The organism is Actinomadura sp. ATCC 39365 (assembly GCF_054392275.1).
Genome location: NZ_CP184335.1, coordinates 3,698,582 through 3,721,884, shown reverse-complemented (window position 1 = coordinate 3,721,884; position 23,303 = coordinate 3,698,582). Strand labels below are relative to the sequence as shown.

Sequence of the window (23,303 nt, the reverse complement as noted above, 5' to 3'; positions counted from 1 at the left end):
AATCATGAGCGGATTCCTAGTTCATAACGCAGCATGAACGTATGGATCCACGCGCACTGCCTCCCCGGCTGGTGATCGATCCATCGCTGCCCCCGGACGTCTCGGTCGAGTTGCGGTCGAGTCCGCACATCCTTCATATGGCCCGTTCCGGCAGGCGGATGGACCCCAGTTTCAGCCCCGCCCTGCTCTTCGCGCTTCCGGCCCTGCTGGTGATGGTCCTGATCGTGACCGACAACGCCGAGGTCGTCTTCGTGGCCGGGCTCGGCATGGGGCTGATCGCCCTGATCCGGTGGATGGCGTTGGACAGCTCCCACCGGATCGTCAAACGACGACTACGCCTCGCCACCACCCACGCCGACCGCTACGTCCTGCCCGAGGACCTCGACCGTCCCTGCCAGGTGCTGCTGCGCCGCGCCCAGGACGCGGCCACGGCCGTGCTGAACTCCAAGGTGCACAAGGCCGGGCTGATCGACTCGGTCGAGAACCAGGTGTCGCTGCCCGAGGAGGTCTGGCAGATCGCCCACCGGCTGCGGCGGCTGTCGTCGATGCACGCCGAGCAGGGCAGGCTCATCCCCCACGAGCTGCCACCGGGCATGGAGGACGCCTTCAAGCCGTACACCAGCGCCCTCGACGCCGCCTGGACCTCGCTCTCGCACCGCGTACGCCACCTGGAGAAGTACGCCAAGCAGGTGCTCAAGGCGGACAAGGTCTACCACGCGCACAGACGTCTGGAGGCGCTGGCCGCCAAGACCCCCGAGTACCAGCAGCTCCTCGCCGACACCGTACGGGACGAGCTGGCGCACGAGCGTATCCGGGAGCTGTCCGACCAGGCGGCCCACGTGCGCAAGCTGTTCGAGGAGAGCGTGCTGGAGGCCAGGCAGGCGGCGGGCGAGCTGCTGAGAAGCCCCTTCAGCGACGCCTACGGCACCGGCGCGCTCGGCCCACGCACCGGCGGGCACGACCGCGCCGCGCACCGCACGACCGGCCCGCAGCGGCACCCCTCGCGCGACTCCTGATCTCCGGCGCTCAGGGCCTGGCCTGCCGCAGGAGCTCCAGGGTGCGGCGCATGCCCGCCTCGTTGCCCAGGCTGCGGTAGATCTCCCTGGCCTGCTCCAGCGGCCCGACCGCCGCGTCCGGGCCGCCCGCGTCGAGGTGCGCCTCGCCGAGGTAGCGCAGGCTCCTGGCCATCCACCAGCGGTCCTCCAGCTCCTGGAAACCGCGTACGGCGCGGCGCAGCTCGTGCCCGGACTCCTCGATCCGGCCCAGCCGGGCCAGGGCGCGCCCGGCCGACACCGCGGTGCGCGCCACCCCCCACGAGTCGCCGAGCGCCACCAGGATCTCCTCGGCCCGCCGGACGTACTCCAGCTCCCGCAGGCCGCCCGCCGGATCGCCCACCTCGCCCGCGGCGCGCAGGCAGCGGGCCTCCTCCCAGAGCTCGCCGCGCTGCCGGAACATCTCGGCCGCCCGGTCGAGACTGAACCCGGCCCTGGCGAACAGGGCGTCGGAGGCGCGGTGGTCGCCGGCCCGGCGCTCGCCGCGCGCCTGGGCGGCCAGCGCCTCGCCGTAGACGCGCAGCGTCTGGGCCTCGGAGTAGCGGTTGCCCGCCCGCTGGAAGATCTCCAGGGCGTCTTCGAGCAGGTCACGGGCCTCCTCGGGGCGGCGCTCCGCCATGCGCATCTCGGCCAGGTTGCGCTGGGTGCGGGCCATCCACCACAGGTCGTCCTCGTGCTTGAACGCGGTGATCGCCCCGATCAGGTAGTCCTGGGCGCGGTCGAGGTGGCCGCCGCTGATCAGGGTCATGCCGACCGTGCGCATCGCCCGGGCCGCCCACCAGGTCTCGCCGAGCTCGCCGAAGATCTCCAGCGCCTGCTCGGCCTCGTTCAGCGCGCGTTCGCGCAGGCCCATGCCGCCGCGCACGATCGCGCTGTTCAGCAGCGCGATGGCCAGCGCGCGCCGGTCACCGGTACGCCGGCCCGCCTCGCAGCCGATGTCGGCGACGTCCGCCCAGTCGGCCCAGTAGGCCCGCAGCGAGTGGCACAACGAGCAGAACGCCCTGGACAGCCCCCAGGTCAGCTCCCAGAGCCGGAACTGAGCGGCCAGGTTGATCATGCTGAGCAGCGACAGCCGCTCGGCGTTCAGCCAGTCGCCCGCCCCGAGCTGGCCCTCGGCGTCGGCGCGCCGGCCGCCCTTGCTCCAGTCCTGCGGCCAGCGGTGCTGGGCGGCCTCCTCGGCCCGGCGCCGGTAGCCGTGCAGGACGCGCTCCACGGCGGCCCTGCGGCGCTCCTCCTCGTCCTGGCCGGCCAGCTCGGCGGCGAACACCCGGACCAGGTCGTGCAGGCGGTAGCGCATCGCGCCGGTCTGGTCGGTGCCGGAGCACTCGGCGAGCTGGGCGTCGATCAGCGCTTCGAGCTGGTCGGCGCCGTCGAGGCCGGAGATGTCGAGCAGCTCGCCGGCCACCCAGCCGGGCACGTCCGGCGCGGGCAGCGCGCTGAGCAGGCGCAGCAGGCGGCGCTGGATGCCGGTGCAGTCGTCGTAGCTGAGCTGCACGGAGGCCCGCACGCTCTTGTCCACGCCCTGGGCCACCTGGAGCTGGTCGAGACGGCGGCGCTCGTCGCTCAGCCGCTCGGCCATCTCGCGCAGGGTCCACTGCTCGCGGGTGGCCAGCCGGCCGCCGCAGATGTTGATCGCCAGCGGCAGGTGGTCGCAGAGCCGGACGATCTCCTTGGCCGACTCCAGGTCGTCCACGACCCGCGCGCCGCCGGCCAGCCGGGCCAGCAGCTCCACGCCGTGCGCCTCGGTGAACACGCCGAGCCGGGTGTCGTGGGTGCCGTCCAGGAACAGCGGGGAGCGCGAGGTGACCAGCACCGCGCAGCCGGGCTCGGCCGGGATCAGCGGTTTGATCTGGGCGGCGTCGTGGGCGTTGTCCAGGCCGATGAGGATCTTGCGGCCCTTGGTCCAGGTCAGCCAGAGGGTGCGCAGCTCGTCGAGGCCGCCGGGGTCGGTGGCCAGCCGCACGCCCAGGCCGCGCAGGAAGCCGATCAGCACCTCCTCGGGGCGTACCGGGGCGTCGACGCCGCCGCGCAGGTCGGCGTGCAGCCGGCCGTCGGGGAACCAGTCGGCGACCTCCTGCCCGAACCTGGTCATCAGCGCCGACTTGCCGACGCCGCCGCGGCCGTACACGGAGACGACCAGGGGCGGGGACAGGTCGGAGGACTTCCGGCGGGCGGCGAAGACCTCGCGCAGGGTGGCGAGGGAGTCGGCGCGCCCGGTGAAGTGCTCGGGCACGGGCGGCCACTGGTCGGGCGGCCGGACGCCGGGCTCGGGCGCGGGCGCGGCGCGCCGCCGGGGCGTGGCCTCGGTGGTGGCCCACGTGGTCACGCCGACCAGCAGCGCCGCCGCGAGCGTCACCCCGATCTTGGCCATCGGCGGGATGTCCCACTCCAGCGAGGCGGCCAGCACACTGGCGGCGCCGGCCGCGAGCCCCGCCGAGACGGGCGCCGCCCATGTCACCCGCTTACGTCGCGGTTTATCCGGTAAGTTGCCCGGCACCCGAACACCCCCTTCCGGGGGTGATTCAAGCCGATGGGGCACGGCGAGCGCCAGCCGTACCCCATCGTTCCGCTACAGGCCGATCACGTGGCAGGTGGCCGTGGCGGTCTTGGTCGGGTCGCTCTCCGAGGTGGCGGTGAGCTTGACGCGGGCCAGACGGTCGCCGCCGGGCGCGCGCACCGCGTTGACCGTCACCGGCGCCTGCTTGCCGAAGGCGACGGAGGCCAGGGCGTTGGGCACCTGGGCGGTCCAGCCCTTGCCCTGCACCTCGGCCTTGACCCGGTAGACGTCGGAGTTGAGGTAGGCGCTGACGTCCTCGGGGTGCTGCCCCTGGGCGGGGGCCGCCTTGCCGGTGTTGAACACCGGGAACGTGCAGGTGGAGATGTTCTTGCCGGTGGGGACGCCGGCCGCGGGCAGCACCCGCACACCGCGCTTCTGCGGGCCCGAGCCGTCCAGCGACCGGATGGCGACGGAGTAGGACAGCTCGCCGTTCCGGTTGCGCTTGAGGTCGGTGACGTAGAAGTGCAGGCGGTTGGCCTGGTCGACGTACTCGTACTCGCTGCCGGAGTCGGTCCCGGCGTGGAAGAGGGCGTCGGAGAGCTGGCGGTAGTCGCCGACGGTGATCGGCACCTTGGTCCCGTCGGGCATCACGTAGTCGGTCATGCCGATGTCCTGCGGGTTGGCGTCGACCACCCACTCGAACGGCGCCCGGTCCTCGTTCTTGGTCTTGGCCAGGAGCACGCCGGAGTCGGGGGTGAAGGAGTCGGAGCCCATCCGGTCCACGACCTCGACCGTGTAGTTCTGGTAACCGCCGCGGTCGCACAGCGGGTCGGTCGCCGAGCAGGTGCTCTTGTCGCCGGGGGCGTCGAAGGAGATGTTGACGCCCGACAGGTCGCCCTGCCCCGGCCGCACGGCGCGGGCCAGGACCTTGGCCGTGACCAGGCCGGACTCGTCGAGCGCCTCACGCGACAGGCGCAGGACGTTCTGCTCGTCCACCATGCCGAGCTTGAGCTTGTTGCGCAGCATGTGCTGGGCGCCCATGGACGCGCCCGCCGTGGGCGGGATCAGCCAGCGGGAGTGCGGTCCGCCGGGGCCGTTGAAGCTGCCGCGGCTGAGCATCTCCCAGACGCCGGTGTACGCCCGGACCGGCGGCACCCCGTACGGGTTGTTGTAGTTGTCCAGCACGCCGAGGATGTGGCTGAACTCGTGGGCGTAGACGGCCATGCCGGAGCTCTCGGCCTGGACGGAGTCGACGCCGATGTTGGCGTTGGGCCAGAAGTTGGAGGCCGCCTGCCAGGAGGACCAGTCGACGTAGCGCGTCTTCAGCCAGTTGGGCAGGGCCGGGTCGGGCGGGCCCCACTCGTCGGGCACGTCCTCCTTGGTCGGGAACTTCATCATCCCGAACTCCTGCCAGGTGGACGACTCGTCCTGGCCGGCGCTGAGGTAGAAGATGAAGTCGTACTGCTTGGCGACCTCCTCGCCGACGGCGTTGATCCACGCGTTGTGGCCGTCGGTGCGCAGGTTCTTGCTGCAGGTGTCGCCCGCCGGGCAGCCCGAGGTGCCGTTGAAGCCGGGCTCCAGCGCGTACTCGTGGTCCTTGCCCGGCATCGTGTACGGGCCGAACCCGGTCAGCTCGACGCCGTACCGGCCGCCGGAGTCCTCCATCCAGTACTCGTGGATGGTGTGACCCTTGTTGAGGTCGTTCGGGGTGTTGAGGAAGTCCTGGTAGAACTTGGCCACCTGGTCGCGCGGGACGTCATGGGCCTCGGCGCTCGGGTTGGCGTAGATCGTCGAGCCCTTGGGCTGGGTGACGACGAACGCCTGGTTGGGGTAGTCGAGCAGCACCAGCGCGCCCTTGAAGGTGCGCTTGGAGCCCTTGACGGCCGGGTCGTTCCAGTTCGTGCCCGGCGGCTTCTTGTAGTCCGCCCACGTCATGTGGTCGGGGTTCTCCCAGTTCTGCGGGTCGAGAGGCGTGAGGCCGCCGGGAGGACGGGCGCGCAACGTCTGGGCGTCGGCCGATTCGTCCTGCTGCCAGGGCTGGGTCTGCGGCCAGTGGTTCTGCCGCCAGGGGTACTCGGGATCGACAGTGGGGGGTGCTGCGGAAGCAGGGGTCGCCATCAGGCTCACCGGGATCAGCACGATGGCCGCCAGCAAACCCTTCAGCAGCTTCTTCGGGGCATTCACGGATTGACGGTATAGACGTTATTGACGGAGATCACCGATCAGCTGTAGGGAAGACGTGTAGCAACCCTTCCGACATTTGTCGAAATGTCCAGCGTGACCTAGGTGGAGCTTTGGCGGATCTCCAGCGGATCGTGGACGACCTCGCCGTCCGTCTCGCGCGCCCCCTGCTGCTGGAGGACCGCGTGCAGCGCGTCATCGCCTACAGCGAGCAGAACGGCGCCATGGACGACATCCGCCGCGACTCCATCCTGCGCCGGCACACCACCCCTGAGGTGCGCGAGTGGCTGCGGGCGGCCGGCGTCCACGAGGCGCAGGCCCCCCTGCGCACGGCCGGCGCGCCGCATCTGGGCCTGCTGCCGCGCGTGTGCGTCCCGTTGCGGCACGCCGACGGCCTGCTCGGCTTCCTGTGGTTCATCGACGCAGAGCCGGCCATGCCCGACGAGAAGGTGGCCGAGGCCGCGGCGGCCGTCCCCGGGCTGGCGCTCGCGCTGTTCCACGAGAGCCTGGCGACCGGGCTGGCCTCCCACCGGGAGCTGGAGGCGGTCACCGGCCTGCTGCGCGGCGAGCGGGACGCGGCCAGGCAGCTCATCGAGGCGGGCGCGTTCCCGCAGGGCCAGCCGGTGACCGTGCTGGTGGCGCGGCCCCGCTCGGCCGAGCCCGACGAGGGGCTGCGGCTGGCGCTCGAACAGGGGCTGCTGGCGCTGCGCCGGCGGCTGAGCGGCCACCATCCGCTGCACCTCGTGCGCTACGACCACGCCGTGCTGCTCACCGCCGGGCCGCCGGTCCCGCCCGACGAACTGCACGCGGCCATGCCGGTGCCCGTGGTGGTGGGGGTCGGGCGTACCCGGCTCGAACTGGCGCAGGCGGCGGGGTCGTACGCGGAGGCCCGGCACGCGGCGGAGGTGACCGCGCGGGTGCCGGGGCTCGGGCGGTCGGCCGAGTGGGCCCGGCTCGGCGTCTACCGGATGCTCACCCAGCTCGCGGACCAGGAGGTGCATCCCGGGCTCGACGGGCTGCTGGCCGACGAGCAGTACCTGCCGCTGCTGGAGACGCTGGAGACGTACCTGGACCTGGCGGGCAGCGCGGTGGCGACGTCCCGGGCGCTGCGGCTGCACCGCACCTCGCTGTACTACCGGCTGCAGCGGGTGGAGGAGCTGGCGCGTACGGACCTCAAGGACGGCGGCGAGCGGCTGGCCCTGCACCTCGGCCTGAAACTGGCCCGGTTGTCCGGCCGCTACCAGCCCCGGGACGCCCGCGGCGACTGATTGCCTTCGCCGCCGTCGCTCGCGTTTAATGCCAAAAGGGCAAATCCGACGGGAGCGCCGATGGCGGGTGCGAAGCGTGCTGCGCGGGTTCCGGGGCGGGTTCCGGGGCGGGCTCCGGCTCGGGCTCCGGCGCGACTTCCGGGGCCGGATTCGGGGCCGGTCTCGGGCGGGCGGGCGCCCGTCGTGGCCCATTCCGCTCCCCTGGTGCTGCCGATCTGCGCCGAGCCCGTGCGCGACGGGACGGTGCTGATCAGGGGCGGGCGGGTGCTCCAGGTGGGCGCGCGGGCCGAGCTGCTGTCCCGCTTCCGCGTCGCGGAGGAGGTCCGCTGGCCGGGCATGATCGTGGCCGGGCTGGTGGACGCCTGCTGCGCGCCGACGCCGCCGGGCCCCGGCGTCACCACGCGGGCCGCCGTGGTGGCCGACCCCGCCGATCTCCCCGGAGTTCCCGGCGTCTCGTACGTCGAGGCGTCCAGCGCCTGCGAGCAGGACTGGGAGGACCACGACCGGGACGCGCTGATCACGGCGCTGCGCGAGGTGGACCGGCCGTGCCCGGTCGGGATCGCGGCCAGGACCCGCGACCCGCAGGTGCTGGAGGACGTCGCCGTGCTGGCCAGGACGTTCGGCCTGCGGCTGCTGGCCGGGCTGGACCGGCACTCGCCCATGGCCCTGGACGAGGCCGGCGCGCTCGGCCCCCACTGCCACGTGGCCTGCGCCCGGCCGCTCGACCCCGGCGAGCGCAAGCTGCTGGCCCTGCGCCGGAGCGTGGTCGCCATCTGCCCGCCGGGACCGGAGCAGGCCGCCGACGTGCTGGCCCTCCTGGAGGAGGGCCACCGCCTCGCCCTGGGCAGCCGCGCCCTGGACGCCCTCGACCCGGCCGGCCCCGCCCTGGCCGGCCCCGACCCGGCCGGCGCCGGCCCCGGCGACCTGCTCGGGCTCGCGGCCGGTGTCCGGCGGCGGGCCCGGGAGCTCGGACTGCGGGTACGGGGACTGGACCGCCGCCTGGTCGAGGCCGCGACGCTGGGCGGGGCGCGGGCACTGGGCCTGGACGCCGGGCCGGGCCGGATCGGCTCACTCGGGCCGGGCAGCCGGGCCGACTTCGCCGTCTTCGACGCCGGGGGACGCTACCCGTACTCGGCGCTGATGGCCCGCCCGCCCTGCCTGGGCACGGTCGTCGGCGGCGCGGTCACCTGAACCCTGAACCTGCGGTCACCTGAACCCTGACCCGAGCGCGGTCACCTGAACTGGCCGTCCACCGCGCCCAGCAGATCTCTGAGCTGGTCACGCTGCTCCTGGGACAGCACCGCGAACAGGCCCTCGCCGGCCTCCCTGCGCGCGTCCCTGGCCCGTTCGGCCATGGCCCGCCCCGCGTCGGTGATCACGACCAGCGTCGAGCGGCGATTGGCCGGATCGACCTCCCTGCGCACCAGCCCGGCCTCCTCCAGCGCGTCCACGACGGGCGTCAGCGAGCGCGGCACGATCCGCAGCTCGTCGGCCAGTTGCACCATCCGCAGCGGCCGGTCGGCCGCGCCGAGCGCGCGCAAGGCCCGCGCCTGCCCCGGATTGAGCCCGAGCGGAACCAGCCGATGCACGTATCCGTGCCGCAGGCGCCTGCTGACCAGGTGCAAGAGCTCCGCGAGCTCCATCTCTCCCATATAGACGATTTTAGCCGGAACAATTATGAGTTAACCTCTGTTTGAGTGGACATCCGAAAGGAGGCCATATTGGCCGACGAACCACGCGCGCCGCTGCGGCGCATCATCGGACTCTTCACCCCCTACCGCGGCCGGCTGGCCCTAGTGGGCGCGTTCATCCTGCTGTCGTCCCTGGTCGGGCTGGCCTCGCCGTTCCTGCTGCGCGAGGTGCTGGACGTGGCGATCCCGTCCCGCGACGCGCTGCTGCTCACGCTGCTGGCGCTCGGCATGATCGCGGTCGCGGTCACCACGAGCGTGTTCGACGTGCTGCAGACGCTCATCTCCACCACCGTGGGCCAGCGGGTGATGCACGACCTGCGCATCTCGGTCTACTCCCACCTCCAGCGCATGTCGCTGGCCTTCTTCACCCGCACCAGGACTGGCGAGGTGCAGTCGCGCATCGCCAACGACATCGGCGGCATGCAGTCGGTGGTCACCTCGACCGCGACCTCGATCATCTCCAACCTCACCACCGTGATCGCCACGATCGTGGCCATGCTCGCCCTCGACTGGCGGCTGACGGTGATCTCGCTCCTGCTGCTGCCGGTGTTCGTGTGGATCAGCAGGAAGGTCGGCGCCGAGCGCAAGCGCATCACCAACGAACGGCAGCGCAAGCTCGCCGTGATCTCCTCGATGGTCCAGGAGTCGCTGTCGATCAGCGGCGTCCTGCTGGGCCGGACGATGGGCCGCTCCGCCGAGCTGACCGACCGGTTCGGCCGCGCCTCCGACGAGCTGGCCGAGCTGGGCGTACGGACGAGCATGGCCGGACGGTGGCGGCAGTCGTCGATCCAGATCATCATGGCCGCGATGCCCGCCCTGATCTACTGGGCCGTCGGCTACACCGGCATCATCTCCGTCGGCACCCTCGTGGCCTTCACCACGCTCCAGTCGAGCCTGTTCCGGCCGACGGTGTCGCTGCTGCGGCTGGGCGTCGAGGTGCAGAGCTCGCTGGCGCTGTTCGGCCGCATCTTCGAGTACCTGGACCTGTCGGTGGACATCCACCCCGGCACCCGCACGCTGGACGGCGTACGCGGCGAGGTGCGCTTCGAGCGGGTCGACTTCGCCTACGAGGACGAGCGCACCCTGCACGCCGTCGACGTCACCGTCCCCGCGGGCACGACGCTGGCCGTCGTGGGCGAGACCGGCTCGGGCAAGACCACCCTCAGCTACCTGCTCCCCCGCCTGTACGACGTGACCGGCGGCCGGGTCACCATCGACGGCGTGGACGTGCGCGACCTGACGTTCGAGACGCTGAGCGAGGTGGTCGGGGTGGTCTCGCAGGAGACGTACCTGTTCCACGCCTCGATCGCGGACAACCTGCGCTTCGCCCGTCCGGCGGCCACCGACGAGGAGCTGGAGGCGGCGGCGCGGGCCGCGCGCATCCACGACCACATCGCCTCGCTGCCCGACGGCTACGACACGATGGTGGGCGAGCGCGGCTACCGGTTCTCCGGCGGCGAGAAGCAACGCCTGGCCATCGCCCGCACGCTGCTGCGCAACCCGCCGGTGCTGATCCTGGACGAGGCCACCAGCGCCCTCGACACCCAGACCGAGCGAGCCGTCCAGGAAGCCCTGGAGACGCTGGCGCGGGGGCGTACGACGATCACGATCGCCCACCGCCTGTCGACCGTCCGCGACGCGGACCAGATCGTCGTGCTCGACCACGGGAAGATCGTCGAGCGCGGCACGCACGACGAGCTGATGGCCCTCGGCGGCCACTACGCGGCCCTGGTGGACCGGGACCGCCCGCTCGAACTGGTCTGAAATTTCGCCCTAAACCAGTTTTAAAAGTGTCTTACCTCACATTTCGGGCAAATCGGTATCGTCGCGATCGAGCCGCGCGTTGACTCCCCCGTTTGCCCCTTCCGAGGCTAGGACCAGTCTTGCCACCGCGCTCCTCCACCTTCCGCGCCCTGCGCCACCACAACTACCGGCTCTGGGCCGGAGCCGACATCGTCTCCGTCACCGGAACCTGGATGCAGGTCCTGGGGGTGAACTGGCTCATCCTCACCATGACGGGGTCGGCCACCAGCGTGGGGCTGAGCCTGGTGATGCAGGCGCTGCCGACGCTGCTGCTGGGCATGTGGGGCGGGGCGCTGGCCGACCGGCTGCCGACCCGGCCCGTCGTCGTCGCCGCGCAGCTGGCGCAGGCCGCGCTGGCCGCCGTCCTGGCGCTGATCGCCTTCTCCGGCGTCGACTCCGTCGCGCCGATCTACGCGGTGGCGCTGGCGGGCGGCGTGGTCTCCGCGCTCGGCGGCCCCGCGCTCGGGCGGTTCGGGGCCGAGGTGGTGCCCCCGGCCGACCTGCCCAACGCCATGGCGCTCGGCTCGATCCTGAGCTCGGCGGGACGCATCCTCGGCATGAGCCTGGCCGGCGTGCTGCTGCCGCTGACCGGCAACGGCGGGCTCTTCCTGCTCAACGCGGCCACCTTCTTCGTCGTGATCGCGGCCGTCGCGCTCATGCGGCGCGCGGAGTTCCACCGGCTCGCCGGCTCCGAGCGGCAGCCCGGCGCGGTCGCCGCCGGCCTGCGGTACGTGCTGCGCACCCCCTGGCTGCTCGTGGTGCTGGCGCTCTCGCTCGTGCTGGGCAGCCTCGGCCGCAACTACCAGGTCACCATGGCCGCCATGAGCGCGGGCCCGCTGGCGGCCGGCGCCGCCGGGTACGGCCTGCTGTCCAGTGTGTTCGCCGCCGGCACGGTCGTGGGCGGCTTCCTGGCCGCCACCCGGCCGCACCTGACGATCCGGCTGCTGCTGATCACCGCGTTCCTGACCGGGGTCGCGCAGACGCTGAGCGGCCTGATGCCCGCCCTGGGGACGTTCGCCACGATGATGCTGCCGATCGCGGCGGGCGCGGTGATCATCGACACCACGGTCTCGGCGCGGGCGCAGCTCGACAGCCCCGACGAGATGCGCGGGCGGGTCATCGCCGCGCTGGGCATGGTGAGCGCGGGCGCGGGCGCGATCGGCGGGCCGCTGCTCGGGTGGCTGAGCGACGCGTTCGGGCCGCGCCTGTCGCTGGGCATCGGCGGCGTGTCGTGCGTGGCCGCGACGCTGCTCGCGGCGCTCGCGCTGGCCCGCCTGTCCGGCCGGACCGTCCGCCAGGCGGCCTTCCGGCCGCGCCTGGAGAACCGGCTGACCCCGGAACGGGCTTAGTCTCTTCACGTGCACAACACCAGATATGCCCCGAACGGCATGGTCTGCAGCGTCGACCACCTGGCCTCGGCCGCCGGGGTGGGCGCGCTGGACCGCGGCGGTTCGGCGGCCGACGCGGCGATCGCGGCCAACGCCGTGCTCGCCGTGGTCGCGCCGCACATGTGCGGGCTCGGCGGAGACCTGTTCGCGCTCGTCCACGACGGCACGGTCACCGCGCTCAACGCCTCCGGCCGCGCCGGGTCCGGCGCCGACCCCGCCCGGCTGCGCGCCGAGGGGCACACCCGCATGCCGCACCTGCACGACATCAGGTCCGTGCCGGTGCCCGGCTGCGTCGACGGGTGGCTCGCCCTGCACGCCAGGCACGGCCGCCTGCCCATGGCCGAGCTGCTGCGGCCCGCGATCGCGCTGGCCCGCGACGGCTTCCCCGCCTCCCCGCTGCTGGTCCCCGGCGCCCGTACGGCGGCCGCACGGCCGGGCGGCGGCGACTTCGCCCCCGTACGCCAGGCCGGCGACCGCGTCACCCGCCCCGGCGTGGCCCGCGCGCTGCAGGCGGTGGCCGACGGCGGCCGCGACGGCTTCTACCTCGGCGAGTTCGGACAGGGCCTGATCGAGCTCGGCGCGGGTGAGTACACCGCCGCGGACCTGGCCGCCCCCGGCGCCGAGTGGGTCGAGCCGCTGCGGGTGCGCGCCTTCGGCCACGACGTGTGGTCCATGCCGCCCAACTCCCAGGGCTACCTGCTGCTGATGTCCCTGGCCGTGCTCGACGGGCTCGACCTGCCCGGCTCGCCCCGCCATCCGGCCTGGGCCCACCTGCTGGCCGAGGCCGCCAGGGCCGCCGGGCACGACCGGCTCGACCTGCTGCACGAAGACGCCAAAGACCTGCTCGACCCCGGCGAGATCGCCCGCCGCCGGGCCCTGGTCGACCCGGTCAGGCGCAGCCGCCTGCGGGCCCCGTCCGCCGACGGCGACACGACGTACCTGTGCGCTGTGGACGGCGACGGCATGGGCGTGTCGCTGATCCAGTCGAACGCGTCCGGGTTCGGCGGCATGCTCTTCGAGCCGCGTACCGGGATCAACCTCCACAACCGCGGCATCGGTTTCTCGCTGCGTCCCGGCCACCCGGCCGAGTACGGCCCCGGCCGCCGTCCGCCGCACACCCTGGCCCCCGCGCTGATCACCCGTCCCGGCGGCGGGCTGCGGACGGTCGTGGGCACGATGGGCGGCGACGCCCAGCCGCAGATCCTGGCCCAGGTCATCACCCGCCTGCTGCGCCACGGCGAGGAGCCCGGCCAGGCGCTCGCCGCGCCGCGCTGGCGGCTGGGCGGCGGCAGCGGCTTCGACACCTGGGAGGCCCCCGACGACGCCGTGGTCGACCTGGAGGAGGGCACGACCTGGGCCGACGGCCTGACCGCGCTCGGCCACCCGGTGCGCACGCTGCCGTACGGAAGCTCCTTCGGCCACGCCCACCTCATCGACGTGCGCCCGGACGGCATGCTGGCGGGCGCCGCCGACCCCCGCTCACTGGTCGGCGCCGCGATCGGCCGCTAGATGGACAAGGATGGGCTACCGGAGGCCCTAAGCCAGGCCAAGTCGTAGGATTCCGGTCCGTACGGTGGGTAGAGGGCGCAGTATGAGCGAACTACCTCCGGACCGATTCGGCATGGCCGACGAGCAGGACATCGAGGTCAGGGAGTGGACCGACGACCTCGGCCTGCACCACGAGGTCAAAGAGGACGACCCCCAGCACGAGGCCACGCTCGACGAACGGCTGCGCCAGGAGTTGCCCGACCGCCCGCGCCGCGCCCCGCGCGCGGAACACCGCCTGACCGAGCCCGACGAGGGCGCCCACCCCGACACCGAGGACGAGGCCATCGGCGTGGACTGGGACGCGGACCGGGAGGACCTGTCGGCCGAGGAGCGCGCGCTGCGCATCGACCCCGACGAGGACCTCACCTGACCCGCGGAGCCCCCGCGGGCCTCAGGTGAGCCGCCGCAGGGCGGGCAGCAGGGCGTGCAGGTCGTCGACGATCATGTCGGCGGCCTTGGCCTGCGGGCGCTCGGCGTGCAGGAAGCCCCACGGGCCGCGGCGCAGCAACGCCGTGCGCATGCCCGCGCGGCCGGCGGGCAGCACGTCGTTGTCGAGCCGGTCGCCGACGTAGAGGATCTCCCCGGGCTCGCGCCCGGCCACCGAGGCCACCTTGGCGAAGAACCCGGGGGCGGGCTTGGACAGCCCCCAGCCCTCGGAGGTGTGCACCGAGTCCACCGGCAGGTCCATCGCCACCAGGGCGTCGAAGGCCCGGCTCGGCTGGTTGCCGGCGATGATCACCTGGAACCCGGCCGCGCGCAGCGCCGCCAGGGCCTCCCGCACGTCGGGGTAGAGGTCGTCGGCGTCGAAGTGGTTGCGCAGCCCGGCCGGGTCGTCGCGCTCCCAGGCGGCGATCTCCGCCTCGACGTCGAGACCGGGCCGGACCAGCTCGAACGCCTCCCGGTGGGAACGGTCGAGCGCGGCCATGCCGCCGAGCGCGCCCATGAGCACGAACCTGCTCACCCCGAGCCGGTCGGCCCAGCGCGACCAGATGCGCGTCTCGTCGATCAGCGTCTCGCCGACGTCGAGCACGACGGCCTTGACGGCCTTGACCATCATTCTCCCTGTACGTCCGTGTGCCGCCCCGAGCTCAGGGCCGCAGCTTCTCCATCGCCTTGACGATGCGCTTCTCCGACACCGGCGTGGGGGTGCCGAGGGTCTGGGCGAAGAAGCTGACCCGCAGTTCCTCGATCATCCAGCGGATCTCCGTCACGTCGGGGTCGCCCCGGCGGGCCGGGGGGAGGCTCGCCAGCAGGTCGTGGTAGTCGTCCTCGATCTTGTGCACGCGGTCCATCCACTCCTCGTCCCGCCAGGGCTCCTCCGGGAGCTTGGTGAGACGGCGCTCGACGGCCCGCAGGTAACGCAGGACGTCGGGCAGGCGGCGGGTGCCGGTGGCGGTGACGAAGCCCTTGAAGACGAGCTTGCCGAGCTGGTCGCGCACGTCGTCGGTCGAGGCGCTCGCGCGCAGGCCGTCGAGGCGGGTGCCCACGGCGTGCCAGACGCTCAGGATCTGCTCGACCTTGGCCAGCACGTCGGCCGCCGTGTCGTGCAGCTCGGCCCGGACGTGCTGGTAGAGGCGGTCGAAGCCGGCCGGGTCCCAGGCCGGGCCGCCGAGGTCGAGCATCAGCTTGTCGACGGCCGCGTTGACGACGTCGTCGAACAGCGCCACGGCGCCGCCGTGGGGGCTGCGCGACAGCGCCAGCTTGGCCTGGTTGGACAGGCCGCCGAGCAGCGACCTGGCCGGGTTGGTGACGTTGAGCAGGAGCAGCCGGCGGGTGCCGGGCCAGTGGGCGCGGCGCTGCTCGGCGGCCGTCTCGAAGATCTTGACCGACACCGACTCGCCCGCGTCGACGAGCGCCGGGTAGCCCTTCATCCGGCCCTGCTCGAACACCTTGGGCAGGGTGCCGAAGCTCCAGGTGCGCAGGCCCGTGCGCTCCAGGTCGTCGCCGGCCTCCGACAGGGTCTTGCGCAGGCGCGGCGCGAGCCGGCGCTTGAGCGCGTCGAGGTCTTTGTCCTCGGCCACCGTGCGCTTGCGCTCGTCGATCACCCGGTAGGTGATGCGCAGGTGGTCGGGCACCTGGTCGAGCTGCCAGGCCTCGCGCGGCACCCGGACGCCGGTGAGCCGCAGCAGCTCGCGCTCCACGGCCTCCAGCAGCGGCTCGCCGCCCTGTCTGACCCCGGTCAGCACCTGCCTGGCGTAGTTGGGGGCGGGCACGAAGTTGCGGCGCAGGTGTTTGGGCAGCGACCGGATCAGCGCGGTGATCAAATCTTCGCGCAGGCCCGGGATCTGCCAGTCGAAGCCGTCGGAGTTGACCTGGTTGAGCACCTGCAACGGCACGTGGACGGTGACGCCGTCGGCGTTGGCGCCCGGCTCGAACTGGTAGGTCAGCTTCATCCGCTGACCGAGCTGCTTCCAGGTGTCGGGATAGTCGCGGGCGCTGATGTCGGCGCCCTCGTTGACCAGCATCTCCGGCGAGAACGTGAGCAGCTCAGGCTGCTCCCGCCCGGCCTTCTTCCACCAGGAGTCGAAGTGCCTGGCCGAGACGACGTCGGCGGGCACGCGCTGGTCGTAGAAGTCGTACAGGGCCTCGTCGTCGACCATGATGTCGCGGCGGCGGGCCCGGTTCTCCAGCTCCTCGACCTCTTCGAGCAGCCGGCGGTTGTCCTTGAGGAAGCGGTGGTGAGTGTCCCAGTCGCCCTCGACCAGGGCGTGCCGGATGAACAGCTCGCGCGACAGGTCGGGGTCGATGCGGCCGTAGTTGACCTTGCGGCCGACCACGAGCGGGACGCCGTAGAGGGTGACCTTCTCCAGGGCGATCACCGCGCCCTGGTTCTTCTCCCAGTGGGGCTCGGAGTAGGTGCGCTTGACCAGGTGCTGGGCGAGCGGCTCGACCCAGTCGGGCTCGATCTTGGCGTTGACCCGGGCCCACAGCCGCGAGGTCTCGACCAGCTCGGCCGACATCACCCACTGCGGCTGCTTCTTGGCCAGGGCCGAGCCGGGGAAGATCGCGAAGCGGGCGTTGCGCGCGCCGATGTACTCCTGCATCGGCCGCCGTCCGTCGGCGGCGCGCTGTTTGTCCATGACGTCTTTGACGCCGATGTGCGACAGCAGCCCGACCAGCAGCGACACGTGCACCTGGTAGGGGTCGGCGGGCACGCTGCCGGGCTGGGCGCCGAGCGCCTGGCGGACCTGGCTGTAGATGTCCTGCCACTCGCGGACCCGCAGGTAGTTGAGGAACTCGGCCTTGCACAGCCGCCTGAAGGCGCTGGAGGACAGCTCCTTCTGCTTGTCGCGCAGGTAGTTCCACAGGTTGAGGTAGGTCAGGAAGTCGGACTCGGGGTCGGCGAAGCGCCGGTGCTTCTCGTCGGCCTGCTGCTGCTTGTCGGACGGCCGCTCGCGCGGGTCCTGGATGGACAGGGCCGAGGCGATCACCATGACCTCGCGCAGGCAGCCGTTCTTCTCGGCCTCCAGCACCATGCGGCCCAGGCGCGGGTCGACCGGCAGGCTCGCCAGCTTGCGGCCGACGCCGGTGAGCTTGCCCTGGGCGTCGAACGCGCCCAGCTCGTGGAGCAGGTTGACGCCGTCCTTGACCTGCCTGCGGTCGGGCGGCTCGACGAACGGGAACGCCTCGATGTCGCCCAGCCCGATCGAGGTCATCTGCAGGATGACCGAGGCCAGGTTGGTGCGCAGGATCTCCGGGTCGGTGAACTCCGGCCGGGCGAGGAAGTCCTCCTCCTCGTAGAGCCGGATGCAGATGCCGTCGGAGGTGCGGCCCGAGCGGCCCTTGCGCTGGTTGGCGCTGGCCTGCGAGATGGGCTCGATGGGCAGGCGCTGCACCTTGGTGCGGTGGCTGTAGCGGGAGATGCGGGCGAAACCCGGATCGACCACGTATTTGATGCCGGGGACGGTCAGCGAGGTCTCGGCCACGTTGGTGGCCAGCACGATCCGGCGGCCGGTGTGGCGCTGGAAGACGCGGTGCTGCTCGGCGGCGCTCAGCCGGGCGTAGAGCGGCAGGATCTCGGTGCCCGTGAAGTCGGCCTTGGACAGCGCGTCGGCGGCGTCGCGGATCTCCCGCTCGCCGGACAGGAAGACCAGGATGTCGCCGGGGCCCTCGGTGACCAGCTCGCGGCAGGCGTCGACGATGCCGCCGGTCTGGTCGTCGTCCTCCGCCAGCGGGCGGTAGCGGACCTCGACCGGGTAGGTGCGGCCGGAGACCTCGATGATCGGCGCGTCGCCGAAGTGGCGGGAGAAGCGCTCGGGGTCGATGGTGGCGCTGGTGATGACGACCTTGAGGTCGGGGCGCTGCGGCAGGAGCTGTTTGAGGTAGCCGAGGATGAAGTCGATGTTGAGGCTGCGCTCGTGGGCCTCGTCGATGATCAGGGTGTCGTACTGGTCGAGCATGCGGTCGTTCTGCAGCTCGGCCAGCAGGATGCCGTCGGTCATCAGCTTGACCAGGGTGCGGTCGCTCGCCTGGTCGGTGAAGCGCACCTTGTAGCCGACGACCTCGCCGAGCTCGGTGCCGAGCTCCTCGGCGACGCGCTCGGCGACGGTACGGGCGGCGATGCGGCGCGGCTGGGTGTGGCCGATCAGCCCGCGCACGCCGCGCCCGAGCTCAAGGCAGATCTTGGGGATCTGGGTGGTCTTGCCGGAGCCCGTCTCGCCCGCGATGATCACGACCTGGTGGTCGCGGATGGCGGCCAGGATGTCGTCCTTGCGCTGGGCGACCGGCAGGTTCTCCGGGTAGCGGACCTGTGGCACGGCCTCGCGGCGGCGCGCCAGCCGCTGCTCGGCGCGCTCGACGTCGGCGAGGATCTCGGTGACGATCTTGTCCCGGGCGTCGCGGGAGCGGACCCGGCGCATGCCGTCGAGCCTGCGCCGCAGCCGCCGCTGGTCGCGCGGCATGAGCTCGGGCAGGCGGGACTGGAGGTCGGCGAGCGGAGAGGACAACGAAGGCGTTCCCATACTGCTTTCAGGATATTTGAGCCCCGTGGCCCCGGAGCCAACGGCCCATGGTGCCCGACGCGGCCCGCCTCCCGCATCCCAATATCGCGCCGGCACCGCGACCGCTCCCCTGCCGTGGCCTCCTACCGCGGCCTCCTACCGCGCCGGCCGGGTGGTGGCGGCGTGGCGGGCGGCGCCGATGATGCCGGCCTCGTTCTGCAGGGCGGCGGGGACCACGGGGGTGTCGATGGTGACGTGCGGCAGGAACTTGTCGGCCTTCTTGCTCACGCCCCCGCCGATCACGATCAGGCCCGGCGAGAACAACATCTCCACGTGCCTGAGGTACTCCTCCACCCGCTCGGCCCACTTCTCCCAGCTCAGGTCGTGCTCCTCGCGGGCCCGCGCCGACGCGCGCTCCTCGGCGTCCTTGCCGCGCAGCTCCAGGTGGCCGAGCTCGGTGTTGCAGACGAGCGTGCCGTCGGCGAACAGGGCGCTGCCGATGCCCGTGCCGAAGGTCAGGATCAGCACCGTCCCCTTCTGGTCGCGGCCCCTGCCGAAGGTCATCTCGGCGATGCCGGCGGCGTCGGCGTCGTTCAGCACCGTCGCGCCGCCGAAGAGCGCGGCGGCGTCGACGCCGATCCACGAGTGGTGGACGTTGGCCGCCGTCTGCACGACCCCGTCGACGACGACGCCGGGGAAGGTGACGCCGACCGGGCCGTCCCAGTCGAAATGCTTGACGATCTCGCCCACCACCTCGGCCACCCCCTCGGGCTTGGCCGGCTGGGGCGTGGCGATGCGCAACCGCTCCTGGACGAGCTCTCCGGCCTCGGTGTCGACCGGGGCGCCCTTGATTCCCGAACCGCCGATGTCGATGCCCAACACGTTCATGACTCTCCTTCTCCCCCGCCCTGGACGGGAAAACTCACCTGCCGATATTTCCGGCCCGGCTGAACCCGCTCCGGGCCCACCGCGTATCTCGCGTCACAAGCGCTCACTAGGAGGCACGGATGCGGCTCCGCATCATCACGCTCTGCGCTGTCGCCGTCGTGGCGGGGACGACCCTCACCGCCCCCGCGCAGGCGACCACCAGGACCCGTTTCGACGTCATCAACCTTGTGTCGGACGTCAAGGGCAAGGCCCCGGTCACCGACCCCAAGGTCGTCAACCCGTGGGGCCTGGCCATGGGCAAGACCTTGTGGGTCTCCAACACCGGCACCGGCACCGCCACCGTCTACTCCGGCACGGGCCGGAAGGAGAAGACGGAGGTGTGGATCCCGGGCGGCTCCCCGACCGGCCAGGTGTTCAACCCGGGTGACGGCTTCACCGTCAAGGGGAGGCCCGCCACGTTCATCTTCTGCAGCCCGAGCGGCGCGATCACCGGCTGGAACGCCGAGGCCGACCCGGCCAACGCCGTGATCGCCGCGTTCACCCGCGGCGCCGACTACAAGGGCCTGGAGCTCGTCCGGACCGACGAGGGCGAGTTCCTGCTGGCCGCCGACTTCGCCCACGGGCGCGTGCACGCCTTCGACGAGAACTTCCGGCGCATCCGCCTGGCCGGCTGGCAGTTCCAGGACTCGCGGGTGCCGCGCGGCTACAACGCCTACAACGTGGCCGTGGTCAACGGCAGCGTCTGGGTGGCGTACGCGCTGCGCGACCGTACCACCGGCAAGCCCGTCTTCGGCGCCGGCAAGGGCTTCGTGAGCCGCTTCAACGCCGACGGCCGCCTGACCGGCCGCATCTCCAGGGTCGGGCTCGACGCCCCCTGGGCCATGACCGCCGCGCCGCGCGGCTGGGGCCAGTACGCGGGCGCCCTGCTGGTCGGCAACTTCGGCGACGGCACCGTGCACGCCTACAAGGGCGACCGCCACCTGGGCGCGATCACCACGTCCGGCGGCCGGCCCGTCAAGCTCCCCGGCCTGTGGGACCTGGAACCCGGCACCGCGGCCACCGGCGGCGTGAACACGCTGTGGTTCTCGGCCGGCATCGAGGGCGCCAAGCACGGCCTGATCGGGGTGATCGCGCCCGCCGGCACGAAGCCGACCTCCACGGCCGCCGCCCCCGCGAGCACGCCCGCGCCCACCCGCTCCGCCGCCCCCAGGTCGAAGTCGCCCTACGGCGGCGGTGGCGGCTACTGACCGCAGCACAACCGGGGCCACTGAGCGTTTCCGGCGCGGCCGGCGCGGGCCGCGCCGGAAACCCGGATTCCCGGAAAACCTGAGAACCACGTATGGACACGGAATGCGACGGAGCAGATACTCAACGTGTCAACACCCTCATCCCTGCTCTCACGTCGCCCCCTTCAGCACCGCATGAGCCGGCGTGCCGTGTGCTGCCCGGAAACCGTGCCTGTCAGGGAACAGGACAAGGAGAGACCATGCCAGCCAAGAAGTCTCTGTTCCTTTCCGTCATCGCCCTCGCCACCGCGGCCTGCGTGACGGCCACCGTCGTGGCCCTCCAGGCGTCCAGTCCCGTCTCGGCGGCCACCCGCGCCGCGCTGCCGCCCGGCTACCAGCTCGTCACCCTGCCCAACTCCAACGTCCCCAACTTCCAGCGCCGCACGGTCTACTGCCCGGGCTCCAAGCACGTGCTCGGCGGCGGCGGCGAGGCCCGGGGCAACGGCGCGATCCTGGTGGGGTCGTTCCCCACCGATGACGCCCGCGGCTGGATCGCCCTCGGCCGCCAGATCGGCTACAACGACGTCGGCATCAGCGTGTTCGCCATCTGCGCCGACTAATGGGACCTGCCGGGTCGGCCTCGCTGGCAGACTCGGTGCCTGGTAGCCGCTGGTGAGTGAGCACTCTCGTCGACCGGACTTCGAGTCCTGGGGTCAGATCGTGCCCTCACCGGTGGTCAGGAGTCTTTGATCGCTGATGGGATGTCGTGCCCGCCGATCGTCTGGCGTGAGCACTGGTCCATTAGTCCGCCGACCGGCTCCTGCGGGCTTCCGTGTCCTGTTGTCGATGGTGGAGGTCGTGGTGTTGTTCGTTGGAGATGACTGGGCCGAGGACCACCACGACGTCGAGGTCCAGGACGAGACCGGCAAGGTGCTGAAGCGGTTGCGGCTGCCCGAGGGCATGGCTGGGATCACCCGGTTCCACGACCTCGTCGGCCGGTTCGTCGCCGAGGACGCCGACCCGTCCCAGGTGCTGGTGTGTATCGAGGTCGACCGGGGCCCGTGGGTGCGAGCGCTGGTCGCAGCCGGATACCGGGTGTTCGGGGTCGATCCCAAGCAGGCTGCTCGGCATCGCGAGATCCTTGGCTCCTCGGGCGCCAAGAGCGACAAGGGTGACGCCCACGCGCTCGCGGACATGATCCGCACCCGACGGCATCAGCTCCGCCAGGTGGCCGGGGACTCCGAGATCGCCGAGGCGGTCAAGGTCGTCACCCGTGCTCATCAGGCGCTGCTGTGGGAACGGACCCGCCACATGCTGCGCCTGCGGGTGGCGCTGCGGGATTACTTCCCTGCCGCGCTGGAGGCCTACAGGCCCCTCGGCCTCACCTCGGACGCGGTCTTGAAACTGCTGGCCAAGGCCCCTTCCCCCGAGGCTGCGGTGAAGCTGACGCTCAGTCAGATCTCGGGAACGCTGAAGGGCCGCCGCGACATCCCCGCCAAGGCACAGGCGATCCAGGACGTCCTACGCAGCGAGCACCTGGGCCAGGCGCCGCTCGTCACGACCGCCTACGCCTCTACCGTGAAGTCGCTGGTCGCGATCATCGCTGTCCTCAACCAGGAGATCAAGACCCTCGAAGGGCAGGTCGAGGCCCATTTTGGCCGGCACCCGGACGCTGAGGTCATCCTCAGCCAGCCCGGCATCGGCGTCGTTCTCGGCGCCCGGGTGCTCGCCGAGTTCGGAGATGCCAAGGACCGCTACGCCTCGGCCAAGGCACGCAAGAACTATGCCGGAACCTCACCCATCACCCGGCAATCGGGCAAGACACGAGTGGTCCAGGCACGGTTCGTCCACAACGACCGGCTCGTGGACGCCCTCCACCTCCAGGCGTCCTGCGCCCTCTTGCACGACTCTGCCGTCCGCGCCTACTACGACCAGATCAAAGCCCGCGAGATCAGCCACAATGCCGCCCTCCGCCAGGTCGCCAACCGCTTGGTGGGCATCCTCCACGGCTGCCTCAAAACCCACAGCCCCTACGACCAGGCAACCGCCTGGTCGCACCGATCAAACGACCTCGCTGCTTGACAACAAACGTCCAGGGATGTCTGACCCGTCCGCCGGCCCCGCCCGCTCTCCCGCGGGCGGGGCCGGCGCATGTCCGGCCTCAGAGCCGGCCGAGGACGGCCGCCAGGTCGGCGACGGTGCGGTAGTGGACGCCCGTCATGCCGAGCGCCCTGGCGGCCTCCACGTTCGGCAGCCGGTCGTCGACGAACAGGCAGCGCGCGGGGTCGGCCCCGGCGCGTTCGGCGGCGATCTCGTAGATGCGCGGATCGGGCTTGATCACGCCGACCCTGGCGCTGCTGACCAGGTCGTCGGCGAAGTAGGTGAGCCCCAGCCGGTCGAGGTGCTCCTCCACGGTGTCCATGGCGTTGGTCACGATGACCACCGGCACGTGCTGCTGCGCCTTGGCCAGCAGCTCCCTGACCTCCTCGTCCACCCGGAACGGCACCGCCCCGAACTCGGCCACCGCCTGGCGGGCCCGCTCGTCGCCGCCGAGGGCGACCGCGACCGCGTCCAGCCATTCGCGCTCGGTCATCCGGCCCAGGATGGCCGGCTCGATCACCTCGGGGGCGAAGGCCGTGGCCGTGAGCGGCAGGGCGTACCGGGCCTCGATCTCGGCCTGGACGGTGTGGTCGAAGAGGCGGAGCACGCCATCAAGATCGGTGAGAACCGCATCAAAGGGGAGCACAGCCATCATTGTGCCGTGAAGTACCGCATCCGCTGGTCCGAGAAGGTTTCGCGTGCCACCAAAGCCCCAGGGCGA

General features: G+C 71.9%; 17 protein-coding genes. 10 read left to right on the top strand and 7 right to left on the bottom strand.

Annotation, left to right across the window (positions count from 1 at the left end):
- Positions 1 to 41: 41 nt before the first annotated feature.
- Positions 42 to 1,016, top strand: coding sequence for a hypothetical protein (locus ACNF49_RS18525; protein WP_482944476.1), 975 nt, complete (start codon positions 42 to 44; stop codon positions 1,014 to 1,016).
- A 10-nt stretch (positions 1,017 to 1,026) separates the two neighbouring features.
- Here ACNF49_RS18525 and ACNF49_RS18520 read toward each other — a convergent pair whose 3' ends face one another.
- Both ACNF49_RS18520 and ACNF49_RS18515 read right to left on the bottom strand, forming a co-directional pair.
- Positions 1,027 to 3,510, bottom strand: a complete 2,484-nt coding sequence (locus ACNF49_RS18520; RefSeq protein WP_482944475.1) for a tetratricopeptide repeat protein — start codon at positions 3,508 to 3,510, stop codon at positions 1,027 to 1,029.
- A 111-nt stretch (positions 3,511 to 3,621) separates the two neighbouring features.
- Positions 3,622 to 5,733, bottom strand: coding sequence for a M6 family metalloprotease domain-containing protein (locus ACNF49_RS18515; RefSeq protein WP_357965315.1), 2,112 nt, complete (start codon positions 5,731 to 5,733; stop codon positions 3,622 to 3,624).
- A gap of 110 nt (positions 5,734 to 5,843) precedes the next feature.
- Between ACNF49_RS18515 and ACNF49_RS18510 the strand changes: the two genes are divergently transcribed.
- Together ACNF49_RS18510 and ACNF49_RS18505 are read left to right on the top strand one after the other, a co-directional pair.
- The gene (locus tag ACNF49_RS18510) at positions 5,844 to 6,998 is read left to right on the top strand and encodes a PucR family transcriptional regulator (protein WP_482944474.1); all 1,155 of its coding nucleotides are present in this window, start codon (positions 5,844 to 5,846) and stop codon (positions 6,996 to 6,998) included.
- A gap of 183 nt (positions 6,999 to 7,181) precedes the next feature.
- The gene (locus tag ACNF49_RS18505; RefSeq protein ID WP_482944473.1) at positions 7,182 to 8,189 is read left to right on the top strand and encodes an amidohydrolase family protein; all 1,008 of its coding nucleotides are present in this window, start codon (positions 7,182 to 7,184) and stop codon (positions 8,187 to 8,189) included.
- Between the two features lie 41 nt (positions 8,190 to 8,230).
- On the opposite strand, the gene ACNF49_RS18500 is transcribed toward ACNF49_RS18505, so the two are convergent.
- Complete coding sequence (locus ACNF49_RS18500; protein WP_357965323.1) at positions 8,231 to 8,650, bottom strand: MarR family winged helix-turn-helix transcriptional regulator; 420 nt, start codon at positions 8,648 to 8,650, stop codon at positions 8,231 to 8,233.
- 69 nt (positions 8,651 to 8,719) lie between these two features.
- Between ACNF49_RS18500 and ACNF49_RS18495 the strand changes: the two genes are divergently transcribed.
- The 4 genes from ACNF49_RS18495 to ACNF49_RS18480 all read left to right on the top strand — a co-directional run bounded on the left by ACNF49_RS18495 (position 8,720) and on the right by ACNF49_RS18480 (position 13,798).
- A complete protein-coding gene (locus ACNF49_RS18495; RefSeq protein WP_357965325.1) occupies positions 8,720 to 10,453 on the top strand; it encodes an ABC transporter ATP-binding protein in 1,734 nt (577 codons plus the stop codon).
- 119 nt (positions 10,454 to 10,572) lie between these two features.
- Positions 10,573 to 11,841, top strand: coding sequence for an MFS transporter (locus ACNF49_RS18490; RefSeq protein ID WP_482944472.1), 1,269 nt, complete (start codon positions 10,573 to 10,575; stop codon positions 11,839 to 11,841).
- Positions 11,842 to 11,850: 9 nt separating this feature from the next.
- The gene (locus tag ACNF49_RS18485; RefSeq protein WP_482944471.1) at positions 11,851 to 13,389 is read left to right on the top strand and encodes a gamma-glutamyltransferase family protein; all 1,539 of its coding nucleotides are present in this window, start codon (positions 11,851 to 11,853) and stop codon (positions 13,387 to 13,389) included.
- Positions 13,390 to 13,471: 82 nt separating this feature from the next.
- Positions 13,472 to 13,798, top strand: coding sequence for a DUF5709 domain-containing protein (locus tag ACNF49_RS18480; protein ID WP_357965330.1), 327 nt, complete (start codon positions 13,472 to 13,474; stop codon positions 13,796 to 13,798).
- Positions 13,799 to 13,819: 21 nt separating this feature from the next.
- Here ACNF49_RS18480 and ACNF49_RS18475 read toward each other — a convergent pair whose 3' ends face one another.
- The 3 genes from ACNF49_RS18475 to ppgK all read right to left on the bottom strand — a co-directional run bounded on the left by ACNF49_RS18475 (position 13,820) and on the right by ppgK (position 19,256).
- A complete protein-coding gene (locus ACNF49_RS18475; RefSeq protein ID WP_498702642.1) occupies positions 13,820 to 14,482 on the bottom strand; it encodes an HAD family hydrolase in 663 nt (220 codons plus the stop codon).
- Positions 14,483 to 14,516: 34 nt separating this feature from the next.
- On the bottom strand, positions 14,517 to 18,389 hold the full coding sequence (gene hrpA / locus ACNF49_RS18470; RefSeq protein WP_482944469.1) for an ATP-dependent RNA helicase HrpA: 3,873 nt from the start codon (positions 18,387 to 18,389) through the stop codon (positions 14,517 to 14,519).
- A 135-nt stretch (positions 18,390 to 18,524) separates the two neighbouring features.
- Positions 18,525 to 19,256 carry a polyphosphate--glucose phosphotransferase gene (gene ppgK / locus ACNF49_RS18465; protein ID WP_482944468.1) on the bottom strand — a complete coding sequence of 244 codons (732 nt, stop codon included), beginning with the start codon at positions 19,254 to 19,256 and terminating at the stop codon, positions 18,525 to 18,527.
- A 119-nt stretch (positions 19,257 to 19,375) separates the two neighbouring features.
- Here ppgK and ACNF49_RS18460 point away from each other — a divergent pair, with 119 nt between their 5' ends.
- From ACNF49_RS18460 to ACNF49_RS18450, 3 genes are all read left to right on the top strand, one after another.
- Positions 19,376 to 20,503 (top strand): TIGR03118 family protein, encoded by a 1,128-nt coding sequence (locus ACNF49_RS18460; protein ID WP_357965342.1) that lies wholly within the window; start codon positions 19,376 to 19,378, stop codon positions 20,501 to 20,503.
- A gap of 239 nt (positions 20,504 to 20,742) precedes the next feature.
- The gene (locus ACNF49_RS18455) at positions 20,743 to 21,102 is read left to right on the top strand and encodes a hypothetical protein (RefSeq protein WP_357965343.1); all 360 of its coding nucleotides are present in this window, start codon (positions 20,743 to 20,745) and stop codon (positions 21,100 to 21,102) included.
- A 241-nt stretch (positions 21,103 to 21,343) separates the two neighbouring features.
- Positions 21,344 to 22,564, top strand: a complete 1,221-nt coding sequence (locus ACNF49_RS18450) for an IS110 family RNA-guided transposase (RefSeq protein ID WP_482945514.1) — start codon at positions 21,344 to 21,346, stop codon at positions 22,562 to 22,564.
- 79 nt (positions 22,565 to 22,643) lie between these two features.
- Here ACNF49_RS18450 and ACNF49_RS18445 read toward each other — a convergent pair whose 3' ends face one another.
- Positions 22,644 to 23,228: an HAD family hydrolase gene (locus ACNF49_RS18445; protein ID WP_498702637.1), complete on the bottom strand. Its 585-nt coding sequence runs from the start codon at positions 23,226 to 23,228 to the stop codon at positions 22,644 to 22,646.
- Between the last annotated feature and the right edge of the window lie 75 nt (positions 23,229 to 23,303).

Excerpts from the sequence above, each read along its gene's own strand:
- ppgK (WP_482944468.1), bottom strand. The coding sequence starts at position 19,256 with ATGAACGTGTTGGGCATCGACATCGGCGGTTCGGGAATCAAGGGCGCC.
- ACNF49_RS18480 (WP_357965330.1), top strand. The coding sequence starts at position 13,472 with ATGAGCGAACTACCTCCGGACCGATTCGGCATGGCCGACGAGCAGGAC.
- ACNF49_RS18460 (WP_357965342.1), top strand. The coding sequence starts at position 19,376 with ATGCGGCTCCGCATCATCACGCTCTGCGCTGTCGCCGTCGTGGCGGGG.
- ACNF49_RS18455 (WP_357965343.1), top strand. The coding sequence starts at position 20,743 with ATGCCAGCCAAGAAGTCTCTGTTCCTTTCCGTCATCGCCCTCGCCACC.
- ACNF49_RS18475 (WP_498702642.1), bottom strand. The coding sequence starts at position 14,482 with ATGGTCAAGGCCGTCAAGGCCGTCGTGCTCGACGTCGGCGAGACGCTG.
- ACNF49_RS18500 (WP_357965323.1), bottom strand. The coding sequence starts at position 8,650 with ATGGGAGAGATGGAGCTCGCGGAGCTCTTGCACCTGGTCAGCAGGCGC.
- ACNF49_RS18525 (WP_482944476.1), top strand. The coding sequence starts at position 42 with ATGGATCCACGCGCACTGCCTCCCCGGCTGGTGATCGATCCATCGCTG.
- hrpA (WP_482944469.1), bottom strand. The coding sequence starts at position 18,389 with ATGGGAACGCCTTCGTTGTCCTCTCCGCTCGCCGACCTCCAGTCCCGC.